This window comes from Telluria sp. GW821-FHT07G12 (genome assembly GCF_059418525.1).
In genome coordinates, this window is record NZ_JBWKQA010000001.1 from 829,712 (window position 1) to 853,185 (window position 23,474).

Consider the following 23,474-nt stretch of genomic DNA (forward strand, 5'->3'; position numbering starts at 1 on the left):
GTTATTTACCCGCCCGCTTGCGTGTCCAGGCCTGCAGCAGGTTAATTGCCAGCAGCAGGATGAAGGAAGCGACCAGCATGACCACGGCGATGGCGGTGGCGCCCGTATAGTCGTACTGCTCGAGCTTGGTGATGATGAAGAGCGGCGTGATCTCCGAGACCATCGGCATGTTGCCAGCGATGAAGACCACCGAGCCGTACTCGCCGGTCGCGCGCGCGAAGGCCAGCGCGAAGCCCGTCAGCAGAGCCGGCACGATGCCCGGCAGGATCACGCGGGTGAATGTCTGCCAGGGGCTGGCGCCAAGGCTGGCGGCCGCTTCTTCCAGCTCGCGCTCGGCGTCTTCCAGCACCGGCTGCACGGTCCGCACCACGAAGGGCAATCCGATGAAGGTCAGCGCCACCACCACGCCCAGCGGCGTGAAGGCGACCTTGATGCCGAGCGGCTCCAGGTATTTGCCGATCCAGCCGTTGCTCGAGTACAGCGCGGTGAGCGTGATGCCGGCCACGGCGGTAGGCAGCGCGAACGGCAGGTCGACGAGGGCGTCGACGAAGCGTTTGCCGGGAAACTGGTAGCGCACCAGCACCCAGGCGACAATGCCGCCGAACACGACGTTGATGGCGGCGCCGATCAGGGCCGCGCCAAAGCTCAGGCGGTAGGACGCCATCACCCGTTCCGAGGTGACGGCGTTCCAGAACGCGTCCCAGGTCATGGTGAAGGTTTTCAGGAAGATCGCCGACAAGGGCACCAGCACGATGAGCGCCAGGTAGAAGATCGTGAAGCCGAGCGACAGCCCGAAACCGGGGATCACCCGGTTGGCGCTGCTGCGGCTGGTCACTAGCGTATTCATGGAGTCCTTATTACAAATTCTTCTAATAACGCGACATAATCGCACTCAGAACTCATAATGCAAACGAAGCATTCCTCATTTGCATAGACGATTCCGGTATTAGGAAATCAACTTGAACGCCACGCCCGCGAGCGTCATGGCCAGCAAACCGCGCAGGAAACCTTCCGGTACGGCCTTGGCGGCCCAGGAACCGAGCGTGATGCCGGGCACCGAGCCGACCAGCAGGGTCACCAGCAGCAGCCAGTTGATCGAGCCCAGCCACCAATGGCCGGCGGCCGCGATGGCGGTCAGCGGCACGGCATAGGCGATGTCGGTGCCCGCCACTTCGGCCGGGCTCAGCTTCGGGTACAGCATCACCAGCAGCGTGGCGCCGATCGCGCCCGCGCCGATCGAGGAGACGGTGACCAGGATGCCGAGCACGGCGCCGGAAGCGATGGTCGCGGCAGTGAGCACCCTCCCCTGCAGCTGACGGCCGGGCTTGGCATTGACCCAGGCCAGCATCTTCGAACGGAACAGGATCGCGACCACGGTCAGCATCACGGAGACGGCGATCGAATAGCGGATGGTCTGGCCGATGGCGGCGTTCAGCGGACCGAAGTGTTGGAGGGCCAGGGTGGCCAGCAGCGCGGCAGGCAGCGCGCCCAGGCACAGGCGGCCGACGATGTGCCAGTGCACATTGCCGCGCGAACGATGGGTGACGGTGCCGGCGCTCTTGGTGAGCGAGGCAAAGGCGAGGTCGGTGCCGACGGCGACCGACGGCGTGACGCCGAACAGCAGCGTCAGCAGCGGCGTCATCAGCGAGCCGCCACCGACGCCGGTCATTCCGACCAGCAAGCCGACAGCGAAGCCCGACAAAATATACTGAATAGACATGCTTTACCCCCAGATTGACTCCAAGGGTAAAGCGCCTCAGCCGTTAAGCCAACAACAGCTTTCTTATTTGCTTATTTGTTCGGCTGCGGCGTCAGGCGCAGGTAGGGTTTCGGCGCGGTGAAACCCTTCGGATACTTCTGCTTCAGCTGCTCCGGATCCTGGATGGTCAGCGGAATGATCACGTCATCGCCGTCTTTCCAGTTGCCGGGGGTGGCCACGGTATAGCCGTCGGTCAGCTGCAGGGCGTCGATCACGCGCAGGACTTCGTCGAAGTTGCGGCCGGTGCTCATCGGGTAGGTGATGATCAGGCGCACTTTCTTGGCCGGGTCGATCACGAACAGCGAGCGCACGGTGGCGGTGGCCGAGGCGTTCGGGTGGATCATGTCGTACAGCTGCGAGACCGATTTATCCGCATCGGCGATGATCGGGAAGCCGACCACGGTCTGCTGGGTTTCCTCGATGTCCTTGATCCAGGCCTTGTGCTGCTCGGCCGGGTCGACCGACAGGGCGATGGCCTTGACGTTGCGCTTGTCGAACTCGGGTTTCAGCTTGGCGGTCAGGCCCAGCTCGGTCGTGCACACCGGCGTGAAGTCGGCAGGGTGCGAGAACAGCACCACCCAGGAATCGCCCGCCCAGTCATGGAAGCGGATGCGGCCGATGGTGGAATCCTGCTCGAAGTCGGGAGCGGTGTCGCCCAGGCGTAAAGTCATGCTGATCTCCTTCAGGTTAGTACATCAAAAGAAACGGTTGTACAGCACCACGGCCCAGGTTGCCCCGGCCATCGCGATCGCCAGCGCCACCGCCGCACTGCCCAGGTCCTTGGCGGCCTTGGACAGCGGATGGCGTTCCAGCGACACGCGGTCGACCACCGCCTCGATGGCGGCATTGATCAGCTCGACCAGCAGCACCAGCCCGAGCACGGCGATCAGCGCCAGTTTCTGGAAGGCGGAAATCGGCAGGAACAGCGCCACGATGGCCGCCGGCACTGCCACCATCAGCTCCTGGCGGAAGGCATGCTCGTGCTGCCAGGCATGCCTGAAACCGGCGATCGAATAGCCGGTGGCGGCGGCGATGCGCGCCAGGCCGCCCTTGCTCTTGAACTCGCTGCTTGGTTGATCCATGGATGTCGTGGTTGCTTGCAGGATTGGCATTATGCCGCAGCTTGCAACAACACGTTAAACACAATTTTCACATTATGGTATAAAGTAGAGAAATATACCGCACCGCAGCAACCACATCATGAAAATGGAAACTCTCGAACCCGCGAAAACTTCCATCCAGGTGATCGAACGCATGGTCGCCCTGCTCGACGTCCTGGCCAGCTACTCGGATCCCGTCAGTCTGAAGGAATTGTCGAAGGTATCCGGCCTGCATCCGTCCACCGCGCACCGGATCCTGAACGATATGGTGGTGACCCGCTTTGTCGACCGCGTCGAGCCGGGCACCTACCGCCTCGGCATGCGCCTGCTGGAACTGGGGAATGTGGTGAAGAGCCGTCTATCCGTGCGCGAAGCGGCGGTCGACCTGATGCGCGCCCTGCACAACAAGACCCGCCAGACCGTGAACCTGTCGGTGCGCCAGGGCGACGAGATCGTCTACATCGACCGCGCCTTCTCCGAGCGTTCCGGCATGCAGGTGGTGCGCGCGATCGGCGGCCGCGGTCCGCTGCACCTGACCTCGACCGGCAAGCTGTTCCTGTCCGTCGACGAAGCGAAGGCCATCCGCGCCTACGCCACCCGCACCGGTCTGGCCGGCCACAACAAGAACTCGATCACTGAACTCGGCCGCCTGGAGCGCGAGCTGGCGCTGGTGCGCTCACGCGGCTATGCGCGCGACAACGAGGAACTGGAACTGGGCGTGCGCTGCATGGCCGCCGGGATTCATGACGACAGCGGCAAGCTGGTGGCGGGACTGTCGATCTCGGCGCCGGCGGACCGGCTGCAGGAAGAATGGCTGGAAGACTTGGTGAATACAGCGGCGCAGATTTCGGCGACGCTGGGGCACAGGGTTGGTGCGGGCGTTTAAAGAATCGTTAGCCCAAAAACCGTCATTCCCGCGAAGGCGGGAATCCAAGTTGCGCAAGCAGTCTGCAAACTAACCTGGATTCCCGCCTGCGCGGGAATGACCTTGTTTTATTGTGCCGAAGTCCCCGGCACCACCGCCGACACCGTCACCGGCACCGCCGCGGCAGCCGCCGCCGGGACGCTGGCCGGCTTCAAGGCCTCCAGCCATTTGCGCATCCGGCCCGCATCCGCGGTCCGCGACTGTTTCCCCTTCGAATCCAGGAACACCATGATCACGTTGCGTCCCTGGATCATGGCCTGCATCACCAGGCAGCGCCCCGCTTCGTTGATGAAGCCGGTCTTCTGCAGGCCGATATTCCAGTCCGGCATGGCCACCAGGTAGTTGGTGTTGTGGTATTGCAGGGTCCGGCCGCTGGCCTGGACCGCATAGTTGGGGTCGGTCGTGTACTGGCGCAGCAGCGGCTCCTGGTGGGCCGTCATCGCCAGCTTGGCCAGATCGCGCGCGCTAGAGACGTTCTGGCTCGACAGGCCGCTCGAATCCACATAATGCGTATCGTTCATGCCAAGTTCCCTGGCCTTGGCATTCATCGCCGCGACGAAGGCGTCGATACCGCCCGGATAGTTGCGGCCGAGTGCGGCGGCAGCGCGGTTTTCCGAGCTCATCAGTGCGATGTGCAGCAGGTTGCCGCGCGTCATGCGGGTGCCGACAGGCAGGCGGGAACTGGTGTACTTGTGTTTGTCGACGTCGGCATCGGTGATGGTCAGCACCTCGTCCAGGTTCTGCTGGGCCTGGACCACGAGCAGGCCCGTCATCAGCTTGGTGATCGAGGCGATCGGCAGGGCGACGGTGGAATTCTTTTCGAACAGCACTTCCGAGCTGTTCTGGTCCATCACATAGGCCACCGACGAGCGCAGGGCCAGCGGATCCTGGGTCTTGTTCAGGCCGACCAGGTCGCCGGCGCTGAGGATGGCGATGGCCGGGGCGGCGCGGCGCACATGCTGGTAGACCACCCGGCGCTTGCCGTGCACCATCTCGATCCGTCGCACCATGCGTTCGCGGTTATCGTCGGCGATGACCTTGGCCAGGTCGGCGCGCTTGGCTTTGACCTTTTTCGCCGAAGTCGTGTGCGCCTTGTGCTTGGTCCTGGCGGAAGCGTCCGGCGGAGCAAGCAGGAACATCATGGACATGGCGGCAGCCAACGCAAGCTTGAGCATCTGTAAATCCTTGAACGCGAACTGATGAGCACTTAATGCAGTGTAGCGAAAGACGAGTGAAGCGCAAGAGAATGTAGCATCTGCGCCCGCATTTTGCTACAACGCAAGGTTGCTCGCGTTGTAGAAATCTCTTGATATTTCAACAGCTTGGCGTCAAGTATATCGAACAAGCTACTCGACGAAGCGCACGAAATTGGCAAGCGGTTCACGTTCCGTGATCAGGGTGTTCTCGACCTTGTTCCGGTCGGCATGGCCGAGCGCCATGCCGCACACCACCATTTCATTCTCAGGCAAGCCCAGCTGTTCACGGATGATGCGGTGGAACTGGGTGAAGGCCGCCTGCGGGCATGTGTCGAGGCCGCGGCCGCGCGCGGCCACCATGATGTTCTGCAGGAACATGCCATAGTCGAGCCAGGAGCCCTGCTCCATCACGCGGTCGATGGTGAAGATCAGGCCGACCGGCGCGTCGAAGAATCGGTAGTTGCGGCCATGCTGGGCCGCCATGCCGGCCTTGTTCTCGCGCGTCAGGCCCAGCAGCGCATACAGGTCCCAGCCGACCTTGCGGCGGCGGTCGATGAAGGGCGACACCCATTCGCGCGGATAGTAGGCGTACTCCTCGGTATGCTCCCTGGCCTGCTGCGGGTCGGCATAGGCGGCCAGGATCGCGTCGCTGAATCGCTCCTTGGCGGCGCCCGTCAGCACATACACCTTCCACGGCTGGGTATTCGTGCCGGACGGCGCGCGCGCCGCCACCTCGAGCAGCGCTTCGATGTCTTCGCGCGCCACCGGCGTCGGCAGGTAGGCGCGGATCGAGCGGCGCGAGGTAATGGCGGCGTCGACGTCCTGTTGCTGCTGGCTGCTGATCATGTTCGGTTCTCCTGAGTTTTATTTTCTGACGACGAAGGCAACGCCCGTCACCGCGACCACCATGCCCACCAGCCCCAGCGGGCTGAGCGCTTCGCCGAACATCAGCCAGGCCATCACGGCCGTGGTCGGTGGGGTCAGATAGAGCAGGCTCGTCACCTTGGTGGCGTCGTTGCGGCTGATGAGCCTGAACAACAAGAAGATGGCGCCGATCGAAAGGGCGAGAATGGACCACAGCAGCGCGCCGATGAATTGCGCGGTCCAGTGAATCCTGGACAGGGTCGGGCCGAAATCTTCGAACACGGCTGCCAGCGGCAGCAGCACCAGGGCCGTGGCCGCGAACTGGATCAGGGTGCCGGTGCGCAGGTCGAACTGCGGGCAGAAGCGCTTCTGGTAGAGCGTGCCGCAAGTGATCGCCAGCAGCGCCAGCACGCAATAGCCGATGGCGGCGGGCGACAGGCCGTTCAGGCTGATCTTGGCATATACCACCAGGCCGACGCCGCCCAGGCCGAGCAGCAGGCCCAGCCATTGGCGCGGCGTGACGCGCTCGCCGATCAGCGGCGCGGCGAAGGCGGTGAGGATAGGCTGCAGGCCGACGATCAGGGCGGACAGACCGGCCGGCATGCCGATCTTGATGGCGCTCCAGACCCCGCCCAGGTAACCGGCCTGCAGCAAAAGCCCGGCCACCGCCACGTGCAGAATGCGCCCGTGCGGCCATGGTGCGCCGCCCACCAGCACCATCGGGATCAGGACCAGCAGCGCGCCCAGGCAGCGCAGGATCAGGAAGCTCAAGGGCGGCGCATACGGCAGGCCGTACTTGGCGGCGATGAAACCGGTACTCCACAGGACGACGAAGAACAGCGGCACCGGGGCCAGCCAGCCGGCGTGCGCCGGGGCCGCGGGCAAAGGCTTGGCGGGGGTTGGGGAAGTGTCGTGGCTCATCGGATTGCCAGTCTAGCATGCTGTCCGGGTCCCTGCCGGCCTGCCCTTGCCCGCCCTGGTTGTTGTATCGGTGCAAACAAACAAGCACGCAAACGATTGTATGGATTGATATATATCAAAACATCGCATTTGTATTGTGCGCCGCATCAAAAGTGCTTGACGCATAATCGGAACCCGGTAAAATCTGTTCATGTTGCGGCGCACAAGAGCTGTTCGAAACTAGCCGCGAGAGAATCCGAGCAACATCCGGGTCTACCACCAAGTTCAATATTCATCCAATACTGGAGAACTACATGTTTGCATTCCCCGAGCAGTTTTCGAACGCGACCAAAGCCAACCTGGAATCCCAATTCGCCCTGCTGTCGGCCCTGACCTCCAAAACTTTCGAGGGTGTGGAGAAGCTGGTGGACCTGAACATCACCACGGCTAAAGCCGCACTGGAAAACTCGTCGGCAACCGCACGCCAGCTGCTGGCCGTGAAAGATCCGCAGGAATTCTTTTCGGTGACCACCGCCCAGGCCCAGCCGAGCGCTGAAAAAGCCCTGGCCTACGGCCGTCAAGTGGCGACCATCGCCGCCGACACCGGCGCCGAGTTCTCGCGCGCTGCCGAAAGCCAGATCGCCGAAGTCAACCGCAAGGTGATCTCGCTGGTCGACGAAGTGACCAAGAACGCCCCGGCCGGTTCGGAAACCTATGTGTCGGCCCTGAAGACCGCTATCAGCAACGCCAATGCCGGCTACGAGCAGTTCACCAAGACCACCAAGCAGGCTGCCGAAGCCATCGAGTCGAACATGAACGCCGCCGTCTCGCAGTTCACCGCTGCTGCCGGCAAGGCCGCCAACGGTGCTGCCAACGCTGCCTAAGTAATACGCGCTCCTGCAAAGGAGAACGGCCCGGACTGCGAAAGCGGTCCGGGCCGTTTCATTTATAGCTACTTGACCGGAATGACGGCCGGCTTGTTCTTGTCCTTCAGCAGGAACACCAGGAACTTTGCCGGCCTGGTCTTGCTGGCATTCCGCCCCACCGTGTGCAGGTCCTTCGGCCCTTCATAAAAGGTCTGGCCCGGCGTCAGCGTCTGCTCCTTGCCGCCTTTCACGCCCATGACGATCGATCCTTCGAGAACGTAGATGAAGCCATGGGCATCGTGCCGGTGAAGCGGATCGACCGCACCGGGCGGGAAGTCGACGGTGATCATCAGGACCTCCTTGCCGGGATAGTCTTCCAGCGCCTTGTTCATGAGCGCCGTCACGGCAGGGCCCGGCGGCGCGGCCTGGACCTGTGCGCCGGCAGCCAGCATGAGGGAGAAAGCAAGGGCGCGGATACGCCGGGTCGATTGAAACATGATGCAGTCCTTCACGAGATGAGCTCAGTGCGGCTGAGAACCGGCCGCGGTATCCGCAGCAGCTTCAGTCTAGGGAGGGTGAAGCCTGCGGGCTAGCCGTGCGCAGGGACGCACGCTGGTGCAGGAAAAGCACCAATCCGCCTTCCCCGCGGGTGCGATAGTGATGGCCGCTATCGACAACAAAGGGGAAACCATGAAGCTGTATCACATGCGGGGCGCCTGCTCGCTCGCCGACCTGATCGTGCTGCGCTGGGTCGGCGCGCCGCACGAAGTCGTGCCGATGACGATGGACTCGATCAAGTCGCCGGACTACCTGGCGATCAATCCCGGCGGCAATGTGCCGCTGCTCGTCCACGACGATTTCGTGTTGACGGAAAACGTCGCCATCCTGGCCTACCTGTCCGACCTTTACCCGCATGCGCAACTCGCGGGCGACGGCAGTGTGCGCGGGCGCGCGGAGGTCATGCGCTGGCTTGCCTTTCTCAACTCCGATGTGCACAAGGCCTTCAAGCCCCTGTTCTCGCCGGCGCGCTTCCTCGAGCGGCGCGACCTCGACGAGCAGCTGGCGGACAACGCGCGCCGCCATATCCGCGACTACCTCGAGCGCATCGATGCGGCGCTGGCCGGCCGCGAGTGGCTTGCGGGTCAACGCTCGATCGCCGACCCCTACCTGTACGTGGTCCTGCGCTGGGCGCATGCCAAAGGCGTCGACATGACGGGCCTGGACGCGCTGGCATCCTTCCATGCGCGCCTGTCGCTCGACCCGGCCGTCCGCGCCGCGCTGCTTGCCGAGGAAGACTGAGCGCCACGCCGGCGACGCCCCGCGCTTCCGTCTGGCAGAAAACAGGGGATTTTTGTCATTGCTGGTGCCTGCCTGCACCACTACCATTTGCCCGTGCATTTGAATTTCCTTACAGTCCCGTTTGCAAAGGTCAGCCATGGGTAACATGCCGCTGCCGCCGAGGATGGCCGCAGAGCATAACGACGCTCTGGCCTCGAGCTTTGCGACGACCTATGCCGGCGTCGTCGCCTTCATTGCCGTCGTCCACGAAGGCAGTTTCGCCAGGGCCGCCGAACGCCTGGGCATCGGCCGCTCGGCGGTCAGCCGCAGCGTCCAGAAGCTGGAAACCCAGCTCGATACCCGCCTGTTCCTGCGCACGACGCGCAGCACGACGCTCACGGCGGAAGGCGAGCTGTTTTTCGAGAACTGCCGGCCCGGCGTCGACCGCATCCTGCAGTCGGTCGAGGAAATGCACGAGCTGCGCACCGGCATCCCGCGCGGCAGCCTGCGCATCTCTTCCACGGTCGGCTTCGGGCGCAAAGTCGTCGCGCCGCTGCTGAAGGATTTCCATCTGCAGTACCCCGAGATCACGCTCGACCTCATCCTGGACGACAGCCCCACCGATTTCACCTCCGACCGGATCGATGTCGCCTTCCGCAACGGCCGCATGGAAGACGCGCAGATCGTGGCCAAGAAGCTGGTGCCGATGCAGATGCTGCTCTGTGCGACGCCCGATTACCTGCGCCGCCACGGCGTGCCGCGCACGATAGGCGAGCTTGCGGGACATGCCTGCGTCAACTTCCGCTTTGCCTCGGGCCGGATATTCGAATGGGAATTCAAGGTGGACGGGCTGGTGCACAAGCACCTGCCCAAAGGCTGGCTGTGCTTCAACGACGCCGACCTCGTACTGCAATCGGTCCTGAATGGCGAAGGCATCGCCCAGATGGCCGGCTACCAGATCTGCGAACACCTGCGTGCGGGCCGCCTGCAGGCGGTCCTGGCGCAGCATGCACCGGACGATCGCGGGCATTACCTGTGCTACCTCAGCCGCCATCACATGCCGATGCGCACACGCGTCTTCATCGACTACATGACGGAGCGCATCCGCGCGCTCGACCTGCACTGCCTCGACGTCCTGCTGGCTGGCCAGACGGGAGTCCCGCATGAGTAGGACCGCGTGGACTTGTGCGCTCGGCGCGATCCTGTTGTGGGCGCTGTTCGCGACCCTGGTGCGCTTTGCCGGCGATGCCCCGCCACTGCTGCTGACCGGCGTTGCGCTGTGCTGCGGCAGCGCCGCTTCCGCGCACAGATGGCGCGAGTGGCGGGTATCGGCGCCCGTCTTCGGCTTCGGCGTGGCGAGCCTGTTCCTTTACCACGCCTGCCTGGTCGCGGCCTTCCGCATGGCGCCGATCGCCGAGGCCAACCTGCTCAACTACCTGTGGCCGCTGCTGATCGTCGTGCTGGCCGCCTGCGGCCCTGCCGGTTCCGGGCTGATGCCGCGCCAGCTGGCGGGCTGCGCGATCGCCTTCGCCGGCTGCGCCGTCGTCATCGCACCCTCGTCGTCCGGACTGTCCAGCGACCATCTGGGCGGCTACGCGCTCGCCCTCCTTGCCGCGCTCTGCTGGGCCGTGTACTCGGTGGCGCCCGGCTACATGGCCGCGTATTCCTCATGGGCGACGGGCGGCTTCTGCCTGGGCGCCGGCCTGCTGGCCCTCGGCGCCCACTTCCTGTTCGAAGCGCCCTACCGTCCGTCCGCCGGCGAGTGGGCGGGCATGGCCGCGATCGGCGTCGGTCCGCTCGGATTGTCCTTCGTCCTGTGGGACCGGGCCATGCGTGCCGGCAGCGCCTCGACCATCGGTTCGCTGTCCTACCTGACGCCGGTGCTGTCCACGCTGTCGCTTGCCGCCACCGGCGCCCTCGCCGGCAGCGCCTGGTGGCGCCTGCTCCCCGCGCTGCTGCTCGTGCTGGGCGGCGTGCGCCTTGCAAGGTAAACCGCCGATTGGTGCGTTTTGCGCACCAGCGTGCGGCCTGCCATGGCTCTACTGCGACGGCGCGATGCTGCCTACACTGCTTTCACTGCACCGCAGTACCCAAACCAAGGAGAAACATCATGACCCAGCGTATCGACTACATCAAGCAGGCCCCTAACCTCTTCAAGAAATTCGTCGAGTTCAACACCCTCGTGCACGACGGCAGCATCGAGGAAAGCATCCGCGACCTGGTGGCCATCCGCGCCTCGCAGATCAACGGCTGCGGCTTCTGCCTCGACATGCACGTGAAGCAGGCCACCCTGCACGGCGAGCGCCCGCTGCGCCTGCACCACCTTGCGGCCTGGCGCGAGTCGACCCTGTTCATCCCGCGCGAACGCGCCGCGCTGGCATGGACCGAAGCGCTGACGACGCTGTCACCGCAGGGCGTGCCGGACGAGATCTACGAGCGCGTCCGCACCCAGCTGTCGGAAAAGGAACTGACCGACCTGACCTACGAGATCATGGCCATCAATGCGTGGAACCGCGTGAACGTCGCGTTCAAGGTGGTGCCAGGCGCCTTCGACAAGGAATGGGGTCTCGACAAAGCCAATCTGTCCTGAGGAGAACGGCATGAAAATCGTCGTCATCGGCGGCACCGGCCTGATCGGCAGCAAACTGGTGAACATCCTGCGCGAGCGCGGCCACGAAGCGATCGCGGCATCGCCCAATTCGGGCGTCAACACGATCACAGGCGAAGGTCTCGACCAGGCGCTGGCCGGCACCGACGTCGTCGTGGACGTGGCGAATTCGCCCTCGTTCGCCGACGACGCGGTGATGGAATTCTTCACGGTCTCCGGGCGCAACCTGCTGGCGGCGGCCGCCAGGGCGGGCGTGAAGCATCACGTCGCCCTGTCCGTCGTCGGTACCGACCGCCTTGCCGAAAGCGGTTACTTCCGTGCCAAGATCGCCCAGGAAAAGCTGATCCGCGAGTCGGGCCTGCCCTATACCATCGTGCATTCGACCCAGTTCTTCGAGTTCCTGGGCGGGATCGCGGCCTCCGCCGGCCAGGGCGATGCCATCGTCCTGTCGCCGGCCCTGGTGCAGCCGATTTCCTCGGATGACGTGGCAATCGCCATGGCCGACCTCACGCTGGGCGCGCCGGTCAACGGGATCGTCGAGATTGCCGGTCCGGACCGCTTCCGTCTTGCCGAGCTGGTGCAGCAGTACCTGACGGTCAAGAAGGACCCGCGTAGCGTGCGGGCCGATGTCCACGCCCGCTATTTCGGCGCCGAGCTGAAGGAGGACACGCTGGTGCCGCACGGGGCGGCGCGCCTGGGGGCGGTCAGGCTGCAGAACTGGCTGCAGACGCAGGCGCCGGCCCACTGACCCGGCATGCCATCGATGAAGCGCGGGCTAGCAGGCGACGGCGACTTGTACGTCGCCTCCGTGTCCGTCACCGGCGGCGCGGCCGGACACGGCCGCGTTTCCGGCCTCGTGCGATCGAGCGACGGAGCGCTGGAACTCGAGCTGCGCATGCCGCCCGAACTGGGCGGGCAAGGGGGCGGCATCAATCCGGAACAGCTGTTCGCAGCCGGCTATGCCGCCTGCTTCCACGGTTCCCTGGTGCTGCTGGCGTCCTACCGCGGCATTGCCGCCGACAGCGCCGAAGTCGCTGTCTCGGTCAGCTTCGGCCGCGATCCGAGCGATGGCCTGTTCATGCTGGCATCCCATGTACGCGTACGCATGCCGGGCACACCCCGCATCGCCGCCGCGGAACTGGTCCGCAATGCCGAACGGGTCTGCCCCTATACCAAGATGGCGCGCCAGGGTATCGAAAGCATCGTCACGCTGGTCGAGCACGGGGAGTGAAGACGGATGCACGTCGGAAAATCCTATGGCCTGGCCGAGTTTCTCTACTGGACCCGGCGCAGAATCTACCTTGTCGCGGCCAGCGCCGGCGCGGTGACAGCGCTGTACCAGCTGGGCGGCTGGCACTGGCTGGCCTTGCCGTGGCCGGTGCTGGCGCTGCTCGGCACCGCCGCCTCCTTCATCGTCGGCTTCAAGAATTCGCAGAGCTATGGCCGCACGGTGGAAGCGCAGCAGATCTGGTCCTCGATTACCGCTGCCAGCCGCTACTGGGGTCTGATCAGCCGCGATTTCCCCGCTGACGGCGAGGCCGTCAAGGAGCTGGTGGCCAGGCACCTGGCCTGGCTGGCGGCAGTGCGTTACGAGTTGCGCGCGCCGCGGGTCTGGGAAGCGGCCGCGGCCGCCCAGAATGCCGAATACCGGGAACGCAGTTTCGACGTGGCGGAACGCCGCATACCGCTCGAAGCCGAGCTGGCCAAATACCTGGCGCCGCAGACCATCGCCGAACTGCTGGCAGGCAGCGACATTCCAGCGGCCCTGATGGGCTTGCAAAGCCGGGCCATCCATACCTTGTTCCTGGCCCAGAGCCTGCAGGTGCTGCATTACGCCGAAATGCAAAAGACCCTCAAGGACCTGATCGACCAGCACGCCCGCGCCCAGCGCATCAAGAATTTTCCTTACCCGCGCCAGTACGCGATCGTCAATTCGCTGTTCGTATGGCTGTTCGCCCTGTTGCTGCCGCTGGCGATGGTGAAGGAATTCGCGGCCCTGCCCGCGCCCGGCTTCATGCATGGCCAGATGGGCTGGCTGGCGCTGCCTTTCAGCGTGCTGATCGCCTGGATGTACCTGGCCCTCGACCAGGTTGGCGAGAGTACCGAGAACCCGTTCGAAGGCAGCGCCAACGACGTGCCGATCACCTGGCTGTCGCAGGCGATCGAGCAGGAATTGCGCGGCCTGCTGGGACTGCCCGGCCAGCGCGCCGCCCCGTCAAGCGGCCACATCCTGATGTAGCTCGGCCATGCGGCGGCGGTATTCGGATGGCGTCATGCCGAGATGACGCTGGAAGGTGAGGCGCATCCGGTCTTCGTCGCCGAAGCCGCATTGCCGTGCGATCTGTTCGAAGTTGCGCGCGGACTGTTCGAGCATGCGGCGCGCGGCTTCGACCCGGAAGTGCTCGAGCGCCTTGCCGGGCGTGCGCCCGGTTTTCTCCTTGTAGACCCGGGCGAAGTTGCGGGCACTCATGCGGGCGCGCTCGGCCAGCGCTTCGACGCCCAGATCGGCATTGTGCAGGTTGTCGACCAGCCAGGCATGCAGCTCGTCGAAGCTGGCGCTGTCGCGCGCCTGGGCCCGCAGCAGCTCGCTGTACTGGGCCTGTCCGCCAGGGCGCTTCATGAAGACGACCAGGTCGCGCGCGAGATCCATGGCGACGGCGCGTCCGCAATCTTCCTCGACCAGCGCCAGCGCCAGGTCGATGCCCGCGGTGACGCCGGCCGAGGTCCAGACCTCGTCCTGGCGCACGAAGATGGCGTCGCGATCGACGGTCAGGGCCGGGAAACGCTGCTCCAGCAGGTCCGACATGCCCCAGTGCGTCGCCGCGCGCCTGCCGTCCAGCAGACCGGCCGCGGCCAGCAGGAAGGCGCCCGTGCACACCGATGCGGTGCGCCGCGCGCGGCCGGAAGTTTGCCTGACCCAGTCGACGGTCTCGCCCAGCCCGTCCAGGATGCCGGCAATGCCGGCGGCGCCGGGCACGACGACCGTGTCGATGGCGCGCCTGTCGAACATGGAAACCGGCAGGGTGTCGATGACGACGCCCTCCTCCGTGCGCACCGGCCCGCCGTGCAGGCTCACCGTATGGCCTTCGTAGGGAAGCAGGTGGCGCCCGGCCATGTGCCGCTGCGCGGCCCAGAACACGGTCTGGGGCGCGGTCAGGTCGAGCAGGCCTGTGCCGGGGAAAGCGACGAACAGGATGAGCCGGGCTTGATGGGTCGGTAGCATGAACCGATGTTACCGCTTAGCGTCGGGATGTCAAGAAAGCGGCGGGCGCCGGCGGCCCGACCGAGAAATCGAGAACCTGCCCGGCGGCCGCTTCCAGGTCGGCGCCGGGCGCGGTCTCGAAGCGGCTGGCGGCGCGGTTGCCGGCGGCATCTTCCAGCGTGCTGCGCACCATCAGCCGGTAGCGGCCGGGCCGCCATGGCCGCGCCGGGCTGAAGATCCAGCGGCTTTCGCCCTTGGCTAGTACGGCCTGGCCCGGGACCCTGCGTCCCCGGGCGTCGGCGATGCCGATATGGCCGGCGGCGCGGCCGTCGACCGGCGCATCCAGCGTCACGGCCAGCACCTGCCGTGTGCCGGCAAGGACCGGCGCGACCCGCCAGGACGCGACCTGCGGCCCCTCGGTATCGGCCGCATCCACCTGCCACCGGTGCAGCGGCCGGCCGTCGAGCGTGAGCGTGACGGTGTCGCCGGCCGCCAGGATGGGACCCAGTGCCTCGCGCGCCTGCAGCCCGGTCTTCACGCGCCCCGGATGCAGGAGCAGCGTCAGTACGGTGCCGTCGGGCGACCACAGTTCCTGGGGCAGGAAGGGAGCCTCGACGCGACTGCCGTCGGCATGCACCAGTGCGAGCCGGGACAGGACATCGCCGTCGACCGGCGCCGTGAAGGCCAGCGAAATACGCAGCAGATTGGCCGGTACATGCCCGGCCGACGGGCGGACGAAAGGAGGCGCCGCCGGCTGCGCCTGCGCGCCGCCCAGCATGACTACCAGCGCGGCCGCGGCCCAGCCCCGGCGCCATCGACGTGGGCCCATGCCTTACTCCGCCGGCTTGATCAGCTCGGGCACGCCCTCCTGGCGGAGCAGGACGTCCTGGCGCGGCTTGATGTTCTGCTGCTGCCAGCTGTCGCCCTTGAAGCTGTAGTCCCTGAACGCGTATTCCGACACGTGGTCGGTCATGCGGAAACTCAGATCCTTGCCGAGGCTGACCAGTTGCAGCGCGTCGGTTTCCAGCCGGCGGCGCACCAGCACGAAGGACTGCTCGTCCAGGTTGTCGATACGAAGCGCGCCGGCCAGCGGCGCCTGCTGGACGTCGAGCCCGGCAATCTGGCCGAAGGGAACCACCTTCTCGATGCCCGGACGCGCATTCGCCGCCTGGAGTTCGGACACGGGAATGACGTTCGATACGCGGTTGAAGTTCACCAGCATCATGTATTCCTCGGTCTTGCCGTTGACGCTCATGGTGTACGAGATCATGTCCGCCGGCGTATTGCCGTAACCGAGTTCCGCCACCGTCTTGCCCTTCACATGGGCGCCATCCTGCAGGGCGTCGAGCGGAATCAGCACCAGCGGCGTGCAGGTGTAGGCGGCAACCAGATAGGGCTTGCCGTCGAGCTTTGCAAAGCTCATGGCGCGCACCGGCGCACGCGTTTCCATCATGTTGTGACCGCCGTGAAAGATCTCGACCGAGGTCACGGATTGCTGCGCGGTGAACGGAAAGCGGATGCGCCGCAAGGTGGACGAGAACTCCTGGTTCGACAGCCCGGCGACGAACAGTTCGCCTTCACGCCATTTCATGTCGGTGACGGTAAAGCTGCGCTCGGGCGTCTCCTTCCAGAACTTCTCCTGCCCGGCCGGTGCGCTACGCAAGGCCACCGAGGTCGACCTGGCCGCTTTCAGATCGATGCGCCGCGCGGCGCCGTCGCTGGTCACGGCAAACAGCGCCGGCGCCTTCGCCGGGCCGGTACTTGCGGCAACATAGACTTCGCCTGTACCGGGACGCACCGCCATGTCCTGCACCGTGACCCTGGCGCCGCCGAGCTGGCGCGCCAGCAGCGATTCGAGGTCGAGGATATTGAAACTTCCGGCAGGCTTGTGCGGCGCGGGCGGCAGTTCGATCGCATGCACGCGGGCCGTCTTCCAGTCGGCGACGAAGAGCACGTTGCCGGGACCGGCCTCGAGGCGGGAAATGGATTGCACGTCGGCGGCGCCGGCAGAGCCGCCGATACCCGACAGGATGACGAGAGGGAAAAGTAGACGACGCATGGCTGCTCCTGATGGCTGGGATGGCCGACATGCGCGTGGAAGCTTTACTCTGAGGATCGGGTCGCCACGCGGGCCGGTACGCTCAGCATCTTAGGGAAGGCCCATGTAGCGGACTAGCCCCTGGCCGGGCGCCGGCATGTTGAGCGGAAGGCACCAATCCGCGCCGGCGGACCTCACTCGCCCAGGTAGGCCGCCTGCACCCGCGGATCGTGCAGCATGTCCGCCGCATTCCCGCTCATCGTGATCGCGCCCGACTCCATCACGTAGGCCCGGTGCGCCGCCTGCAGCGCCAGCCTGGCGTTCTGCTCGACCAGCAGGATGGTGATCCCCTGGCTAGAGACATCGCGGATCACCTCGAAGATCTTCTCCACCATGATCGGCGACAGGCCCATCGAAGGCTCGTCCAGCAGCAGCAGGGTCGGATGGCACATCAGCGCGCGCGCCATCGCCAGCATCTGCTGCTCGCCACCGGACAGGGTGCCCGCCAGCTGGGCGGCGCGCTCCTTCAGGCGCGGGAACACCGAGTACCACTTCTCGATATCCGCGTCGATGCCGGCCTGGTCCTTGCGCGTATAGGCGCCCATCAGCAGGTTTTCGTGGATGGTCATGCGGGTGAACACGCCCCGTCCTTCCGGCACCATGGACAGCTTGTCCTGCACCAGCTTGAAGGACTTGGCGCTCGCCAGCGATTGGCCCATGTACGAGACCGTGCCTTCCACCTTGCAGGCCGGCAGAGTGCCGGTGATGGCCTTCAGGGTCGTGGTCTTGCCCGCGCCGTTGGCGCCGATCAGGGTCACCAGCTCGCCGCGGTTGACCTCGAGGTCGATGCCCTTGACGGCCTTGATGCCGCCGTAGGCCACCTTGAGACCGGAAATTTTAAGAATGTTCTCGCTCATTAATGCGTACTCCCGGTGCCGAGATAAGCCTCGATCACCGCCTTGTTCTTCTGGATCTCGGCCGGCACCCCTTCCGCGATCAGCTTGCCGTATTCCAGCACCGAGATGCGGTCGCACAGGCCCATCATCAGCTTCACGTCGTGCTCGATCAGCAGGATGGTGATGCCGGCGCCCTGGATCTTCACCAGCAGCTCGCGCAGCGCCAGCTTCTCGGTCGCGTTCATGCCGGCGGCCGGCTCGTCCAGCGCCAGCAGGGTCGGCTCGGTGGCGAGCGCGCGTGCGATCTCGAGGCGGCGCTGGTCGCCGTAGGACAGGTAGCGCGCGGTGCGGTCGGCGAACTGGCCGATGCCGACGAAGTCCAGCAGCTCCTGGGCTTTGGCGCGGATCGCCGCTTCTTCGAGACGCGCCGCCTTGTGGCGCAGGATCGCGCCGATCACGCCCTGGCGGGTGCGCACGTGGCGTCCGACCATCACGTTTTCCAGCGCCGTCATCTCGCCGAACAGGCGGATGTTCTGGAAGGTGCGGGCGATGCCGGCCTTGGCCACCTGGTGCGGCGCGGACGGCGAGTAGGGCTTGCCGGCCAGCTCGAAGCTGCCGCTGTCCGGCTGGTACAGGCCGGTGATGACGTTGAAAAAGGTGGTCTTGCCGGCGCCGTTCGGGCCGATCAGGCCATAGATCTGGCCTTGCGCGATCTTGATGCCGACGTCGGTCAAGGCCTGCAGGCCGCCGAAGCGTTTGTTCACGCCGGAGATGTTCAGCAGATAGTTACTCATGCTGCCTCCTCCGCTTCTTCCTTCGCCAGCGCCGCGGCCGGACGATCTTCCTTGCGCGGCGACGGCCACAGGCCCGCCGGGCGGTACAGCATGATCACGACCATGGCCAGGCCGTAGAGCAGCTGGCGCAGCACTTCCGCCTCGATCAGCACCTTGCCGAACAGCGCCTGCTGGGCCGGCTCGACCACGTGGCGCAGCACTTCCGGCAGCGCCGCCAGCAGCACGCCGCCCATCACCACACCGGGGATGTGGCCGATACCGCCCAGCACCACCATCGCCAGCACGGCGATCGATTCCGTGAAGGAGAAGGATTCCGGCGAAACAAAGCCCTGGAAAGCCGCGAACATCGCGCCCGCGACGCCGCCGAAGCAGGCGCCCATCGAGAAGGCCAGCAGTTTGACGTTACGGGTGTTGATGCCCATCGCCTTGGCCGCGATTTCGTCCTCGCGGATCGCGACCCAGGCACGGCCCAGGCGCGAGTGCTGCAGGCGGCTGGTCATAAAGATGGTCACGATGCACAGCAGCAGGAAAAGGAAGTAGTAGGCGTTCACCGAGGGCATGCCGAAGCCGCCGATGTACACGGTGGCCTTCGAGCCTGCCTCCCCCGCCAGCGAGACGCCGAAGATGCGGATCGGATCGATCAGGTTGATGCCCTGCGGACCGTTGGTGAAATTGATCGGATCGTTCAGGTTGTTCATGAAGATCCGGATGATCTCGCCGAAGCCCAGGGTCACGATGGCCAGGTAGTCGCCGCGCAGCTTCAGGGTCGGCGCGCCCAGCAGCGCGCCGAACAGGCCCGCGATGATCGCCGCCAGCGGCACGATCGCCCACACGGACAAATGGATGCCGTTGGTGCGGATGTCCTCGCCGAACATGGCGACGAGGGAGTCGCCCAGCGCCGGCGAATAATTCACCACCGATTCCAGCAGCGACGCGAACTGCGGCGAGGCCATCAAACCGGTCAGATAGGCGCCCACCGCGAAGAAGGCGATGTAGCCGAGGTCCAGCAGGCCGGCAAAGCCGACCACGATGTTCAGGCCCAGCGCCAGCATGATGTACAGCAGGGCCATGTCGAGGATGCGCACCCAGGAGTTGCCGAACTGGCTGGCAACGAAGGGGAAGACCAGCATCACGGCCAGCAGGATGCCCATGCTTGCATAGGCCTGGCGCGGTTTGTGGGCGGTGTCGAAAGTCAGGAGAGCCATGTCGTCGTCTCCTTACGCGCGGTCGGCCACGCGCTCGCCCATGATGCCGGACGGGCGCACGGTCAGCACCAGGATCAGCACGATGAAGGCGAAGATGTCCTGGTAGTGGCTGCCGAGGAAGCCGCCGGTCAGGTCGCCGATATAGCCGGCGCCCAGGCTCTCGATGATGCCGAGGACGATCCCGCCGATCATCGCGCCATAGATGTTGCCGATACCGCCAAGCACCGCGGCCGAGAAGGCCTTCATGCCCGGCACCGTGCCCATCGCAAACTGGATCGAGGCGTAATTCGCGCCCCACATCACGCCGGCCACGGCAGCCAGCGCGGCGCCGATGGCGAAGGTGGTGACCACCACGCGGTTCGCGTCCACGCCCATCAGGCCGGCCACGCGCGGGTTCTCGGCGACGGCGCGCATGGCGCGTCCCATCTTCGTCTTTTCGACCAGGAACACCAGGCCCATCATGGCGACGGCGGCCAGCACCAGCAGCAGCACCTGGGTGTGCGAGATCACGGCGCCGGCGATGAAGATCGGGTCGGACGACAGCAGCTGCGGGAAAGGCAGCGGGCTGCGGCCCCAGATCATCATGGCGAAGGTCTGCAGCAGGATCGAGACGCCGATCGCGGTGATCAGGGGCGCCAGGCGCGGCGCATTGCGCAGGCGGCGGTAGGCGATGCGTTCGATCAGCACGTTGACCAGCATCGCCACCGGGATCGCGCCGAGGATGGCGATGGCCAGCTGCAGCCAGCCGGACATGCCCGGGAAAGCGGCCTCGAGGCCTTTCAGGATGCTCAGGCCGACCATGGCGCCGATCATCAGCACGTCGCCGTGGGCAAAGTTAATCAGGTTGAGCACGCCATACACCATGGTGTAGCCGAGCGCGATGAGCGCATACATGCTGCCCAGCACCAGTCCATTGAGGATCTGTTGGACGAAAGTTTCCATTGTTCAATGTCTCGCTTAAAAAAAACGGCACCCGGATGGCCGAAGTGCCGCGCTCACATCATAGCTAGATTTTTGGGAAACTGACATCGGAAAATTGCTCATCAGCCAAATATTATTTTTAGAAAATAACAGATGGGAGAATGAATGCGCCGCCGCGGGGCGCCGACGCACCATTAGCAAGCGCAGAGCGCTCTCAGACTTTGCGCAGGGTGGTGACGGGCATGGTGAGCGTGCGCTTGTCCTCGAAGAAGCCGATGTCGAACAGCGCGGCGGCGCCGACCACGTCCTTGCCGATCTGGCGCAGCAGCGCCCCGGCCGCCTCGATGGTGCCGCCGGTGGCCAGCACGTCGTCGACGATCAGCACGCGCTCGCCCTTGATGCGCGCCGGCTGGATCTCGATGGTGGCGCTGCCGTATTCGCGCTTGTAGTCGATGCTGATCGCCTCGCCCGGCAGCTTGCCCGGCTTGCGCGCCATCGCGAAGCCGATCGCGCGTTTATAGGCGAGCGCGCCGGCGATCATGAAGCCGCGCGCATCCATCGCCAGGATGAAGTCGAAATGCAGGTGCGCGGTGCGCTCGTACAGGGTGTCGATCGCCAGCTGCCAGTGCACCGGGTCGTCGAACACGCAGCCGACGTCGATGAAATTGACGCCCGGCTCCGGGTAATCCTGGAAGAACTCCAGGGGAATTGCGTCGAAACCGCTCATAAGCTTCCGGTCAGGCCGCCGCGGGGGCGTCGCCGGTCAAACCCTTCGGCAGCGGGAAGGTGACGTGCTCTTCCACGCCTTCGAGCGCACGCACGCTGGCCGCGCCCAGTTCCTTCAGACGGTCGATCACGGCCTGCACCAGCACTTCCGGGGCCGAGGCGCCGGCCGTCACGCCGATGCGCTTCTTGCCCGCGATCCAGGCCGGGTCGATGCCTTCGGCGTTGTCGACCATGTAGGCCGGCGTGCCCATCTTGTCCGCCACTTCACGCAGGCGGTTCGAGTTCGAGCTGTTCGGGCTGCCGACCACGACCACGACCTCGACCTGCGGCGCCAGGAACTTCACGGCTTCCTGGCGGTTGGTGGTGGCGTAGCAGATGTCGCCCTTCTTCGGCTCGATGATGTTCGGGAAGCGCACTTTCAGGGCTTCGATGATCTCGGCGGTATCGTCGACCGACAGCGTGGTCTGCGAGACATAGGCCAGATTGTCGGGATCGGCGACCTGCAGTGTTTGCACGTCCTCGACCGTCTCGACCAGGTGCATGCCCTCTTCCGCCTGGCCCATGGTGCCCTCGACTTCCGGGTGGCCGGCGTGGCCGATCATGATGATCTCGGCGCCCTGCTTGCGCATCTTGGCGACTTCGACGTGGACCTTGGTGACCAGCGGGCAGGTCGCATCGAACACCTTCAGGCCGCGCGATTCGGCTTCTTCGCGCACTGCCTTGGACACGCCGTGGGCCGAGAACACCAGGGTGTTGCCCGCCGGGACGTCGTCCAGGTCTTCGATGAAGATCGCACCCTTGTTGCGCAGGTCGTTGACGACATAGGCGTTGTGCACGATCTCGTGGCGCACATAGATGGGCGCGCCGAACTGCTGCAGGGCGCGCTCGACGATCTCGATCGCGCGGTCGACGCCGGCGCAGAAGCCGCGCGGCTGGGCTAACAGGATTTCGTTTTCCATAATCTTTTTTAAAGGACGGAAATCAGGTTCACTTCGAACTTCAGCGGCTGGCCGGCCAGCGGGTGGTTGAAGTCGAACAGGGCATCGTTCTCGCGCATCTGCAGCAGGACGCCGGCAAAGCGGCCGCCGCCCGGCGCCGCGAAGTCGACCAGGTCGCCGACCTGGTAATCCGCGTCCGGCACCGAGTTCTCTTCCAGCGTCTTCTTCGACACCGCCTGGATCATGTCCGGGTTGCGCTCGCCAAAGGCTTCGTTGGGGCCCAGGTCGAAGGTGGTATGCGTGCCTTCCGCCATGCCCAGCAAGCGCTGCTCGAGGGAGGGAGCAAGCTGGCCCTGGCCCAGCATCAGCGTGGCCGGCGTACTGCCGAAGGTTGTGACGATATCAGTACCGTCGGCGGTGGCAAGACGATAATGCAGAGTCAGGTAAGCCGATTCGGTGACGATGGGAGCGTTGGTGGTGGACATTGCGTGTTGAGGTTGACTTGACGTGCAAACCGCTATTGTAAGCCAGAGCCGCCCCTTCCGTCCCGGCCCTCAAAGTTTTTACAAATGGGAAAAACATGGGAATTAACGATTGGTCGGAGCAGGAAAGACCGCGCGAACGCCTGGTGCGCGACGGCGCGCAGGCGCTGTCCAATTCCGAGCTGCTGGCCCTGCTGCTGCGGGTGGGCGTGCGGGGCAAGAGCGCGGTGGAGCTGGGTCGCGACATGCTGCAGCATTTCGGCTCCCTGCACGGCCTGTTCGGGGCCACGCTGTCCGATTTTTCCGAAGTGCACGGGCTCGGCATGGCCAAGTATGCGCAGATGCAGGCCGTGATGGAGCTCGCCCGGCGCGCGATCGCCGAACAGCTGCAGGCCGGGGACCTGCTGTCCTCGCCCGAGGCGGTCAAGCGCTACCTGCGGATCAAGCTCGGCGGCCGTCCCTACGAATCCTTCACGGTGTTGTTTGTAGACGTCAAGAACCGCCTGATTGCCGACAAGGAGCTGTTCCGCGGCACCCTCACCCACGCCAGCGTGCACCCGCGCGAGGTGGTCAAGGAGGCCTTGGCTTGCAATGCCGCCAACGTTTTACTCGCGCACAACCACCCGTCCGGTTCGCCGGACCCGAGCGAGGCCGACCTGCGCCTGACGCACACGCTGTCCCAGGCCCTGGGCCTGGTCGACGTGCGCGTGCTCGACCATTTCGTGGTGGCCGGGCCGCAGGTGTACTCGTTTGCCGAGCACGGACAGCTGTAGTTA

At 65.2% G+C, this 23,474-nt stretch carries 28 protein-coding genes; 10 read left to right on the forward strand and 18 right to left on the reverse strand.

The window, feature by feature from the left end:
• Window position 1: 1 nt before the first annotated feature.
• The 4 genes from cysT to AC07PE_RS03995 form a co-directional block, all read right to left on the reverse strand.
• Entirely contained in the window at window positions 2–847 is an 846-nt protein-coding gene (cysT, locus tag AC07PE_RS03980) for a sulfate ABC transporter permease subunit CysT (protein ID WP_498761796.1), read from the reverse strand.
• Window positions 848–946: 99 nt separating this feature from the next.
• Entirely contained in the window at window positions 947–1,720 is a 774-nt protein-coding gene (locus tag AC07PE_RS03985; RefSeq protein ID WP_498761798.1) for a sulfite exporter TauE/SafE family protein, read from the reverse strand.
• Window positions 1,721–1,791: 71 nt separating this feature from the next.
• On the reverse strand, window positions 1,792–2,430 hold the full coding sequence (locus tag AC07PE_RS03990; RefSeq protein WP_498761800.1) for a peroxiredoxin: 639 nt from the start codon (window positions 2,428–2,430) through the stop codon (window positions 1,792–1,794).
• 24 nt (window positions 2,431–2,454) lie between these two features.
• Window positions 2,455–2,841, reverse strand: coding sequence for a diacylglycerol kinase (locus AC07PE_RS03995; RefSeq protein WP_498761802.1), 387 nt, complete (start codon window positions 2,839–2,841; stop codon window positions 2,455–2,457).
• A gap of 118 nt (window positions 2,842–2,959) precedes the next feature.
• On the opposite strand from AC07PE_RS03995, the gene AC07PE_RS04000 reads away from it, so the two are divergent.
• The gene (locus tag AC07PE_RS04000; RefSeq protein WP_498761804.1) at window positions 2,960–3,745 is read left to right on the forward strand and encodes an IclR family transcriptional regulator; all 786 of its coding nucleotides are present in this window, start codon (window positions 2,960–2,962) and stop codon (window positions 3,743–3,745) included.
• A 107-nt stretch (window positions 3,746–3,852) separates the two neighbouring features.
• Here the strand turns inward: AC07PE_RS04000 and pbpG are convergent, their stop codons facing one another.
• The 3 genes from pbpG to AC07PE_RS04015 all read right to left on the reverse strand — a co-directional run bounded on the left by pbpG (window position 3,853) and on the right by AC07PE_RS04015 (window position 6,765).
• The gene (gene pbpG, locus AC07PE_RS04005) at window positions 3,853–4,959 is read right to left on the reverse strand and encodes a D-alanyl-D-alanine endopeptidase (RefSeq protein ID WP_498761806.1); all 1,107 of its coding nucleotides are present in this window, start codon (window positions 4,957–4,959) and stop codon (window positions 3,853–3,855) included.
• Window positions 4,960–5,130: 171 nt separating this feature from the next.
• Window positions 5,131–5,826, reverse strand: coding sequence for a nitroreductase (locus AC07PE_RS04010; RefSeq protein WP_498761808.1), 696 nt, complete (start codon window positions 5,824–5,826; stop codon window positions 5,131–5,133).
• An 18-nt stretch (window positions 5,827–5,844) separates the two neighbouring features.
• A complete protein-coding gene (locus tag AC07PE_RS04015; protein WP_498761810.1) occupies window positions 5,845–6,765 on the reverse strand; it encodes a DMT family transporter in 921 nt (306 codons plus the stop codon).
• A 293-nt stretch (window positions 6,766–7,058) separates the two neighbouring features.
• On the opposite strand from AC07PE_RS04015, the gene phaP reads away from it, so the two are divergent.
• Entirely contained in the window at window positions 7,059–7,628 is a 570-nt protein-coding gene (gene phaP, locus AC07PE_RS04020; RefSeq protein WP_498761812.1) for a TIGR01841 family phasin, read from the forward strand.
• A gap of 68 nt (window positions 7,629–7,696) precedes the next feature.
• Here the strand turns inward: phaP and AC07PE_RS04025 are convergent, their stop codons facing one another.
• Window positions 7,697–8,107, reverse strand: a complete 411-nt coding sequence (locus tag AC07PE_RS04025; RefSeq protein ID WP_498761814.1) for a cupin domain-containing protein — start codon at window positions 8,105–8,107, stop codon at window positions 7,697–7,699.
• A 193-nt stretch (window positions 8,108–8,300) separates the two neighbouring features.
• Here AC07PE_RS04025 and AC07PE_RS04030 point away from each other — a divergent pair, with 193 nt between their 5' ends.
• From AC07PE_RS04030 to AC07PE_RS04060, 7 genes are all read left to right on the forward strand, one after another.
• Complete coding sequence (locus tag AC07PE_RS04030) at window positions 8,301–8,909, forward strand: glutathione S-transferase N-terminal domain-containing protein (protein WP_498761817.1); 609 nt, start codon at window positions 8,301–8,303, stop codon at window positions 8,907–8,909.
• 136 nt (window positions 8,910–9,045) lie between these two features.
• Complete coding sequence (locus AC07PE_RS04035; protein ID WP_498761819.1) at window positions 9,046–10,059, forward strand: LysR family transcriptional regulator; 1,014 nt, start codon at window positions 9,046–9,048, stop codon at window positions 10,057–10,059.
• Window positions 10,052–10,879 (forward strand): DMT family transporter, encoded by an 828-nt coding sequence (locus AC07PE_RS04040; RefSeq protein WP_498761820.1) that lies wholly within the window; start codon window positions 10,052–10,054, stop codon window positions 10,877–10,879. The genes AC07PE_RS04035 and AC07PE_RS04040 overlap by 8 nt, the downstream gene beginning before the upstream one ends.
• Before the next feature lie 119 nt (window positions 10,880–10,998).
• Window positions 10,999–11,478, forward strand: coding sequence for a carboxymuconolactone decarboxylase family protein (locus AC07PE_RS04045; RefSeq protein WP_498761822.1), 480 nt, complete (start codon window positions 10,999–11,001; stop codon window positions 11,476–11,478).
• 10 nt (window positions 11,479–11,488) lie between these two features.
• Complete coding sequence (locus tag AC07PE_RS04050; protein WP_498761825.1) at window positions 11,489–12,244, forward strand: SDR family oxidoreductase; 756 nt, start codon at window positions 11,489–11,491, stop codon at window positions 12,242–12,244.
• A 6-nt stretch (window positions 12,245–12,250) separates the two neighbouring features.
• A complete protein-coding gene (locus AC07PE_RS04055; RefSeq protein ID WP_498761828.1) occupies window positions 12,251–12,727 on the forward strand; it encodes an Ohr family peroxiredoxin in 477 nt (158 codons plus the stop codon).
• Window positions 12,728–12,733: 6 nt separating this feature from the next.
• On the forward strand, window positions 12,734–13,735 hold the full coding sequence (locus AC07PE_RS04060; RefSeq protein ID WP_498761830.1) for a bestrophin family protein: 1,002 nt from the start codon (window positions 12,734–12,736) through the stop codon (window positions 13,733–13,735).
• Here AC07PE_RS04060 and AC07PE_RS04065 read toward each other — a convergent pair.
• The 10 genes from AC07PE_RS04065 to AC07PE_RS04110 form a co-directional block, all read right to left on the reverse strand.
• On the reverse strand, window positions 13,712–14,719 hold the full coding sequence (locus AC07PE_RS04065; RefSeq protein ID WP_498761832.1) for a GlxA family transcriptional regulator: 1,008 nt from the start codon (window positions 14,717–14,719) through the stop codon (window positions 13,712–13,714). The genes AC07PE_RS04060 and AC07PE_RS04065 overlap by 24 nt on opposite strands.
• Window positions 14,720–14,735: 16 nt before the next feature.
• Complete coding sequence (locus AC07PE_RS04070; RefSeq protein ID WP_498761834.1) at window positions 14,736–15,527, reverse strand: hypothetical protein; 792 nt, start codon at window positions 15,525–15,527, stop codon at window positions 14,736–14,738.
• Window positions 15,528–15,530: 3 nt separating this feature from the next.
• Window positions 15,531–16,757, reverse strand: coding sequence for a hypothetical protein (locus tag AC07PE_RS04075; RefSeq protein WP_498761836.1), 1,227 nt, complete (start codon window positions 16,755–16,757; stop codon window positions 15,531–15,533).
• A gap of 173 nt (window positions 16,758–16,930) precedes the next feature.
• Window positions 16,931–17,653 carry an ABC transporter ATP-binding protein gene (locus AC07PE_RS04080; RefSeq protein WP_498761838.1) on the reverse strand — a complete coding sequence of 241 codons (723 nt, stop codon included), beginning with the start codon at window positions 17,651–17,653 and terminating at the stop codon, window positions 16,931–16,933.
• Window positions 17,653–18,426, reverse strand: coding sequence for an ABC transporter ATP-binding protein (locus AC07PE_RS04085; RefSeq protein WP_498761839.1), 774 nt, complete (start codon window positions 18,424–18,426; stop codon window positions 17,653–17,655). Before AC07PE_RS04085 ends, AC07PE_RS04080 begins: the two co-directional genes overlap by 1 nt.
• Window positions 18,423–19,631, reverse strand: a complete 1,209-nt coding sequence (locus AC07PE_RS04090) for an ABC transporter permease subunit (RefSeq protein ID WP_498761841.1) — start codon at window positions 19,629–19,631, stop codon at window positions 18,423–18,425. Before AC07PE_RS04090 ends, AC07PE_RS04085 begins: the two co-directional genes overlap by 4 nt.
• A 12-nt stretch (window positions 19,632–19,643) precedes the next feature.
• Entirely contained in the window at window positions 19,644–20,573 is a 930-nt protein-coding gene (locus AC07PE_RS04095; protein ID WP_498761843.1) for a branched-chain amino acid ABC transporter permease, read from the reverse strand.
• Between the two features lie 193 nt (window positions 20,574–20,766).
• On the reverse strand, window positions 20,767–21,279 hold the full coding sequence (locus AC07PE_RS04100) for an adenine phosphoribosyltransferase (RefSeq protein WP_498761845.1): 513 nt from the start codon (window positions 21,277–21,279) through the stop codon (window positions 20,767–20,769).
• A 10-nt stretch (window positions 21,280–21,289) separates the two neighbouring features.
• Window positions 21,290–22,237 (reverse strand): 4-hydroxy-3-methylbut-2-enyl diphosphate reductase, encoded by a 948-nt coding sequence (ispH, locus tag AC07PE_RS04105; protein ID WP_498761848.1) that lies wholly within the window; start codon window positions 22,235–22,237, stop codon window positions 21,290–21,292.
• Between the two features lie 8 nt (window positions 22,238–22,245).
• Entirely contained in the window at window positions 22,246–22,701 is a 456-nt protein-coding gene (locus AC07PE_RS04110) for an FKBP-type peptidyl-prolyl cis-trans isomerase (RefSeq protein WP_498761850.1), read from the reverse strand.
• A gap of 95 nt (window positions 22,702–22,796) precedes the next feature.
• Between AC07PE_RS04110 and radC the strand changes: the two genes are divergently transcribed.
• Complete coding sequence (gene radC / locus AC07PE_RS04115; protein ID WP_498761852.1) at window positions 22,797–23,471, forward strand: RadC family protein; 675 nt, start codon at window positions 22,797–22,799, stop codon at window positions 23,469–23,471.
• The last annotated feature ends 3 nt before the right edge of the window (window positions 23,472–23,474 follow it).

Bases quoted from the DNA above. Each gene is read 5' to 3' on its own strand.
- cysT (WP_498761796.1), bottom strand. From the start codon at position 847: ATGAATACGCTAGTGACCAGCCGCAGCAGCGCCAACCGGGTGATCCCC.
- AC07PE_RS03985 (WP_498761798.1), bottom strand. From the start codon at position 1,720: ATGTCTATTCAGTATATTTTGTCGGGCTTCGCTGTCGGCTTGCTGGTC.
- AC07PE_RS03990 (WP_498761800.1), bottom strand. From the start codon at position 2,430: ATGACTTTACGCCTGGGCGACACCGCTCCCGACTTCGAGCAGGATTCC.
- AC07PE_RS03995 (WP_498761802.1), bottom strand. From the start codon at position 2,841: ATGGATCAACCAAGCAGCGAGTTCAAGAGCAAGGGCGGCCTGGCGCGC.
- AC07PE_RS04000 (WP_498761804.1), top strand. From the start codon at position 2,960: ATGAAAATGGAAACTCTCGAACCCGCGAAAACTTCCATCCAGGTGATC.
- pbpG (WP_498761806.1), bottom strand. From the start codon at position 4,959: ATGCTCAAGCTTGCGTTGGCTGCCGCCATGTCCATGATGTTCCTGCTT.
- AC07PE_RS04010 (WP_498761808.1), bottom strand. From the start codon at position 5,826: ATGATCAGCAGCCAGCAGCAACAGGACGTCGACGCCGCCATTACCTCG.
- AC07PE_RS04015 (WP_498761810.1), bottom strand. From the start codon at position 6,765: ATGAGCCACGACACTTCCCCAACCCCCGCCAAGCCTTTGCCCGCGGCC.
- phaP (WP_498761812.1), top strand. From the start codon at position 7,059: ATGTTTGCATTCCCCGAGCAGTTTTCGAACGCGACCAAAGCCAACCTG.
- AC07PE_RS04025 (WP_498761814.1), bottom strand. From the start codon at position 8,107: ATGTTTCAATCGACCCGGCGTATCCGCGCCCTTGCTTTCTCCCTCATG.
- AC07PE_RS04030 (WP_498761817.1), top strand. From the start codon at position 8,301: ATGAAGCTGTATCACATGCGGGGCGCCTGCTCGCTCGCCGACCTGATC.
- AC07PE_RS04035 (WP_498761819.1), top strand. From the start codon at position 9,046: ATGGGTAACATGCCGCTGCCGCCGAGGATGGCCGCAGAGCATAACGAC.
- AC07PE_RS04040 (WP_498761820.1), top strand. From the start codon at position 10,052: ATGAGTAGGACCGCGTGGACTTGTGCGCTCGGCGCGATCCTGTTGTGG.
- AC07PE_RS04045 (WP_498761822.1), top strand. From the start codon at position 10,999: ATGACCCAGCGTATCGACTACATCAAGCAGGCCCCTAACCTCTTCAAG.
- AC07PE_RS04050 (WP_498761825.1), top strand. From the start codon at position 11,489: ATGAAAATCGTCGTCATCGGCGGCACCGGCCTGATCGGCAGCAAACTG.
- AC07PE_RS04055 (WP_498761828.1), top strand. From the start codon at position 12,251: ATGCCATCGATGAAGCGCGGGCTAGCAGGCGACGGCGACTTGTACGTC.
- AC07PE_RS04060 (WP_498761830.1), top strand. From the start codon at position 12,734: ATGCACGTCGGAAAATCCTATGGCCTGGCCGAGTTTCTCTACTGGACC.
- AC07PE_RS04065 (WP_498761832.1), bottom strand. From the start codon at position 14,719: ATGCTACCGACCCATCAAGCCCGGCTCATCCTGTTCGTCGCTTTCCCC.
- AC07PE_RS04070 (WP_498761834.1), bottom strand. From the start codon at position 15,527: ATGGGCCCACGTCGATGGCGCCGGGGCTGGGCCGCGGCCGCGCTGGTA.
- AC07PE_RS04075 (WP_498761836.1), bottom strand. From the start codon at position 16,757: ATGCGTCGTCTACTTTTCCCTCTCGTCATCCTGTCGGGTATCGGCGGC.
- AC07PE_RS04080 (WP_498761838.1), bottom strand. From the start codon at position 17,653: ATGAGCGAGAACATTCTTAAAATTTCCGGTCTCAAGGTGGCCTACGGC.
- AC07PE_RS04085 (WP_498761839.1), bottom strand. From the start codon at position 18,426: ATGAGTAACTATCTGCTGAACATCTCCGGCGTGAACAAACGCTTCGGC.
- AC07PE_RS04090 (WP_498761841.1), bottom strand. From the start codon at position 19,631: ATGGCTCTCCTGACTTTCGACACCGCCCACAAACCGCGCCAGGCCTAT.
- AC07PE_RS04095 (WP_498761843.1), bottom strand. From the start codon at position 20,573: ATGGAAACTTTCGTCCAACAGATCCTCAATGGACTGGTGCTGGGCAGC.
- AC07PE_RS04100 (WP_498761845.1), bottom strand. From the start codon at position 21,279: ATGAGCGGTTTCGACGCAATTCCCCTGGAGTTCTTCCAGGATTACCCG.
- ispH (WP_498761848.1), bottom strand. From the start codon at position 22,237: ATGGAAAACGAAATCCTGTTAGCCCAGCCGCGCGGCTTCTGCGCCGGC.
- AC07PE_RS04110 (WP_498761850.1), bottom strand. From the start codon at position 22,701: ATGTCCACCACCAACGCTCCCATCGTCACCGAATCGGCTTACCTGACT.
- radC (WP_498761852.1), top strand. From the start codon at position 22,797: ATGGGAATTAACGATTGGTCGGAGCAGGAAAGACCGCGCGAACGCCTG.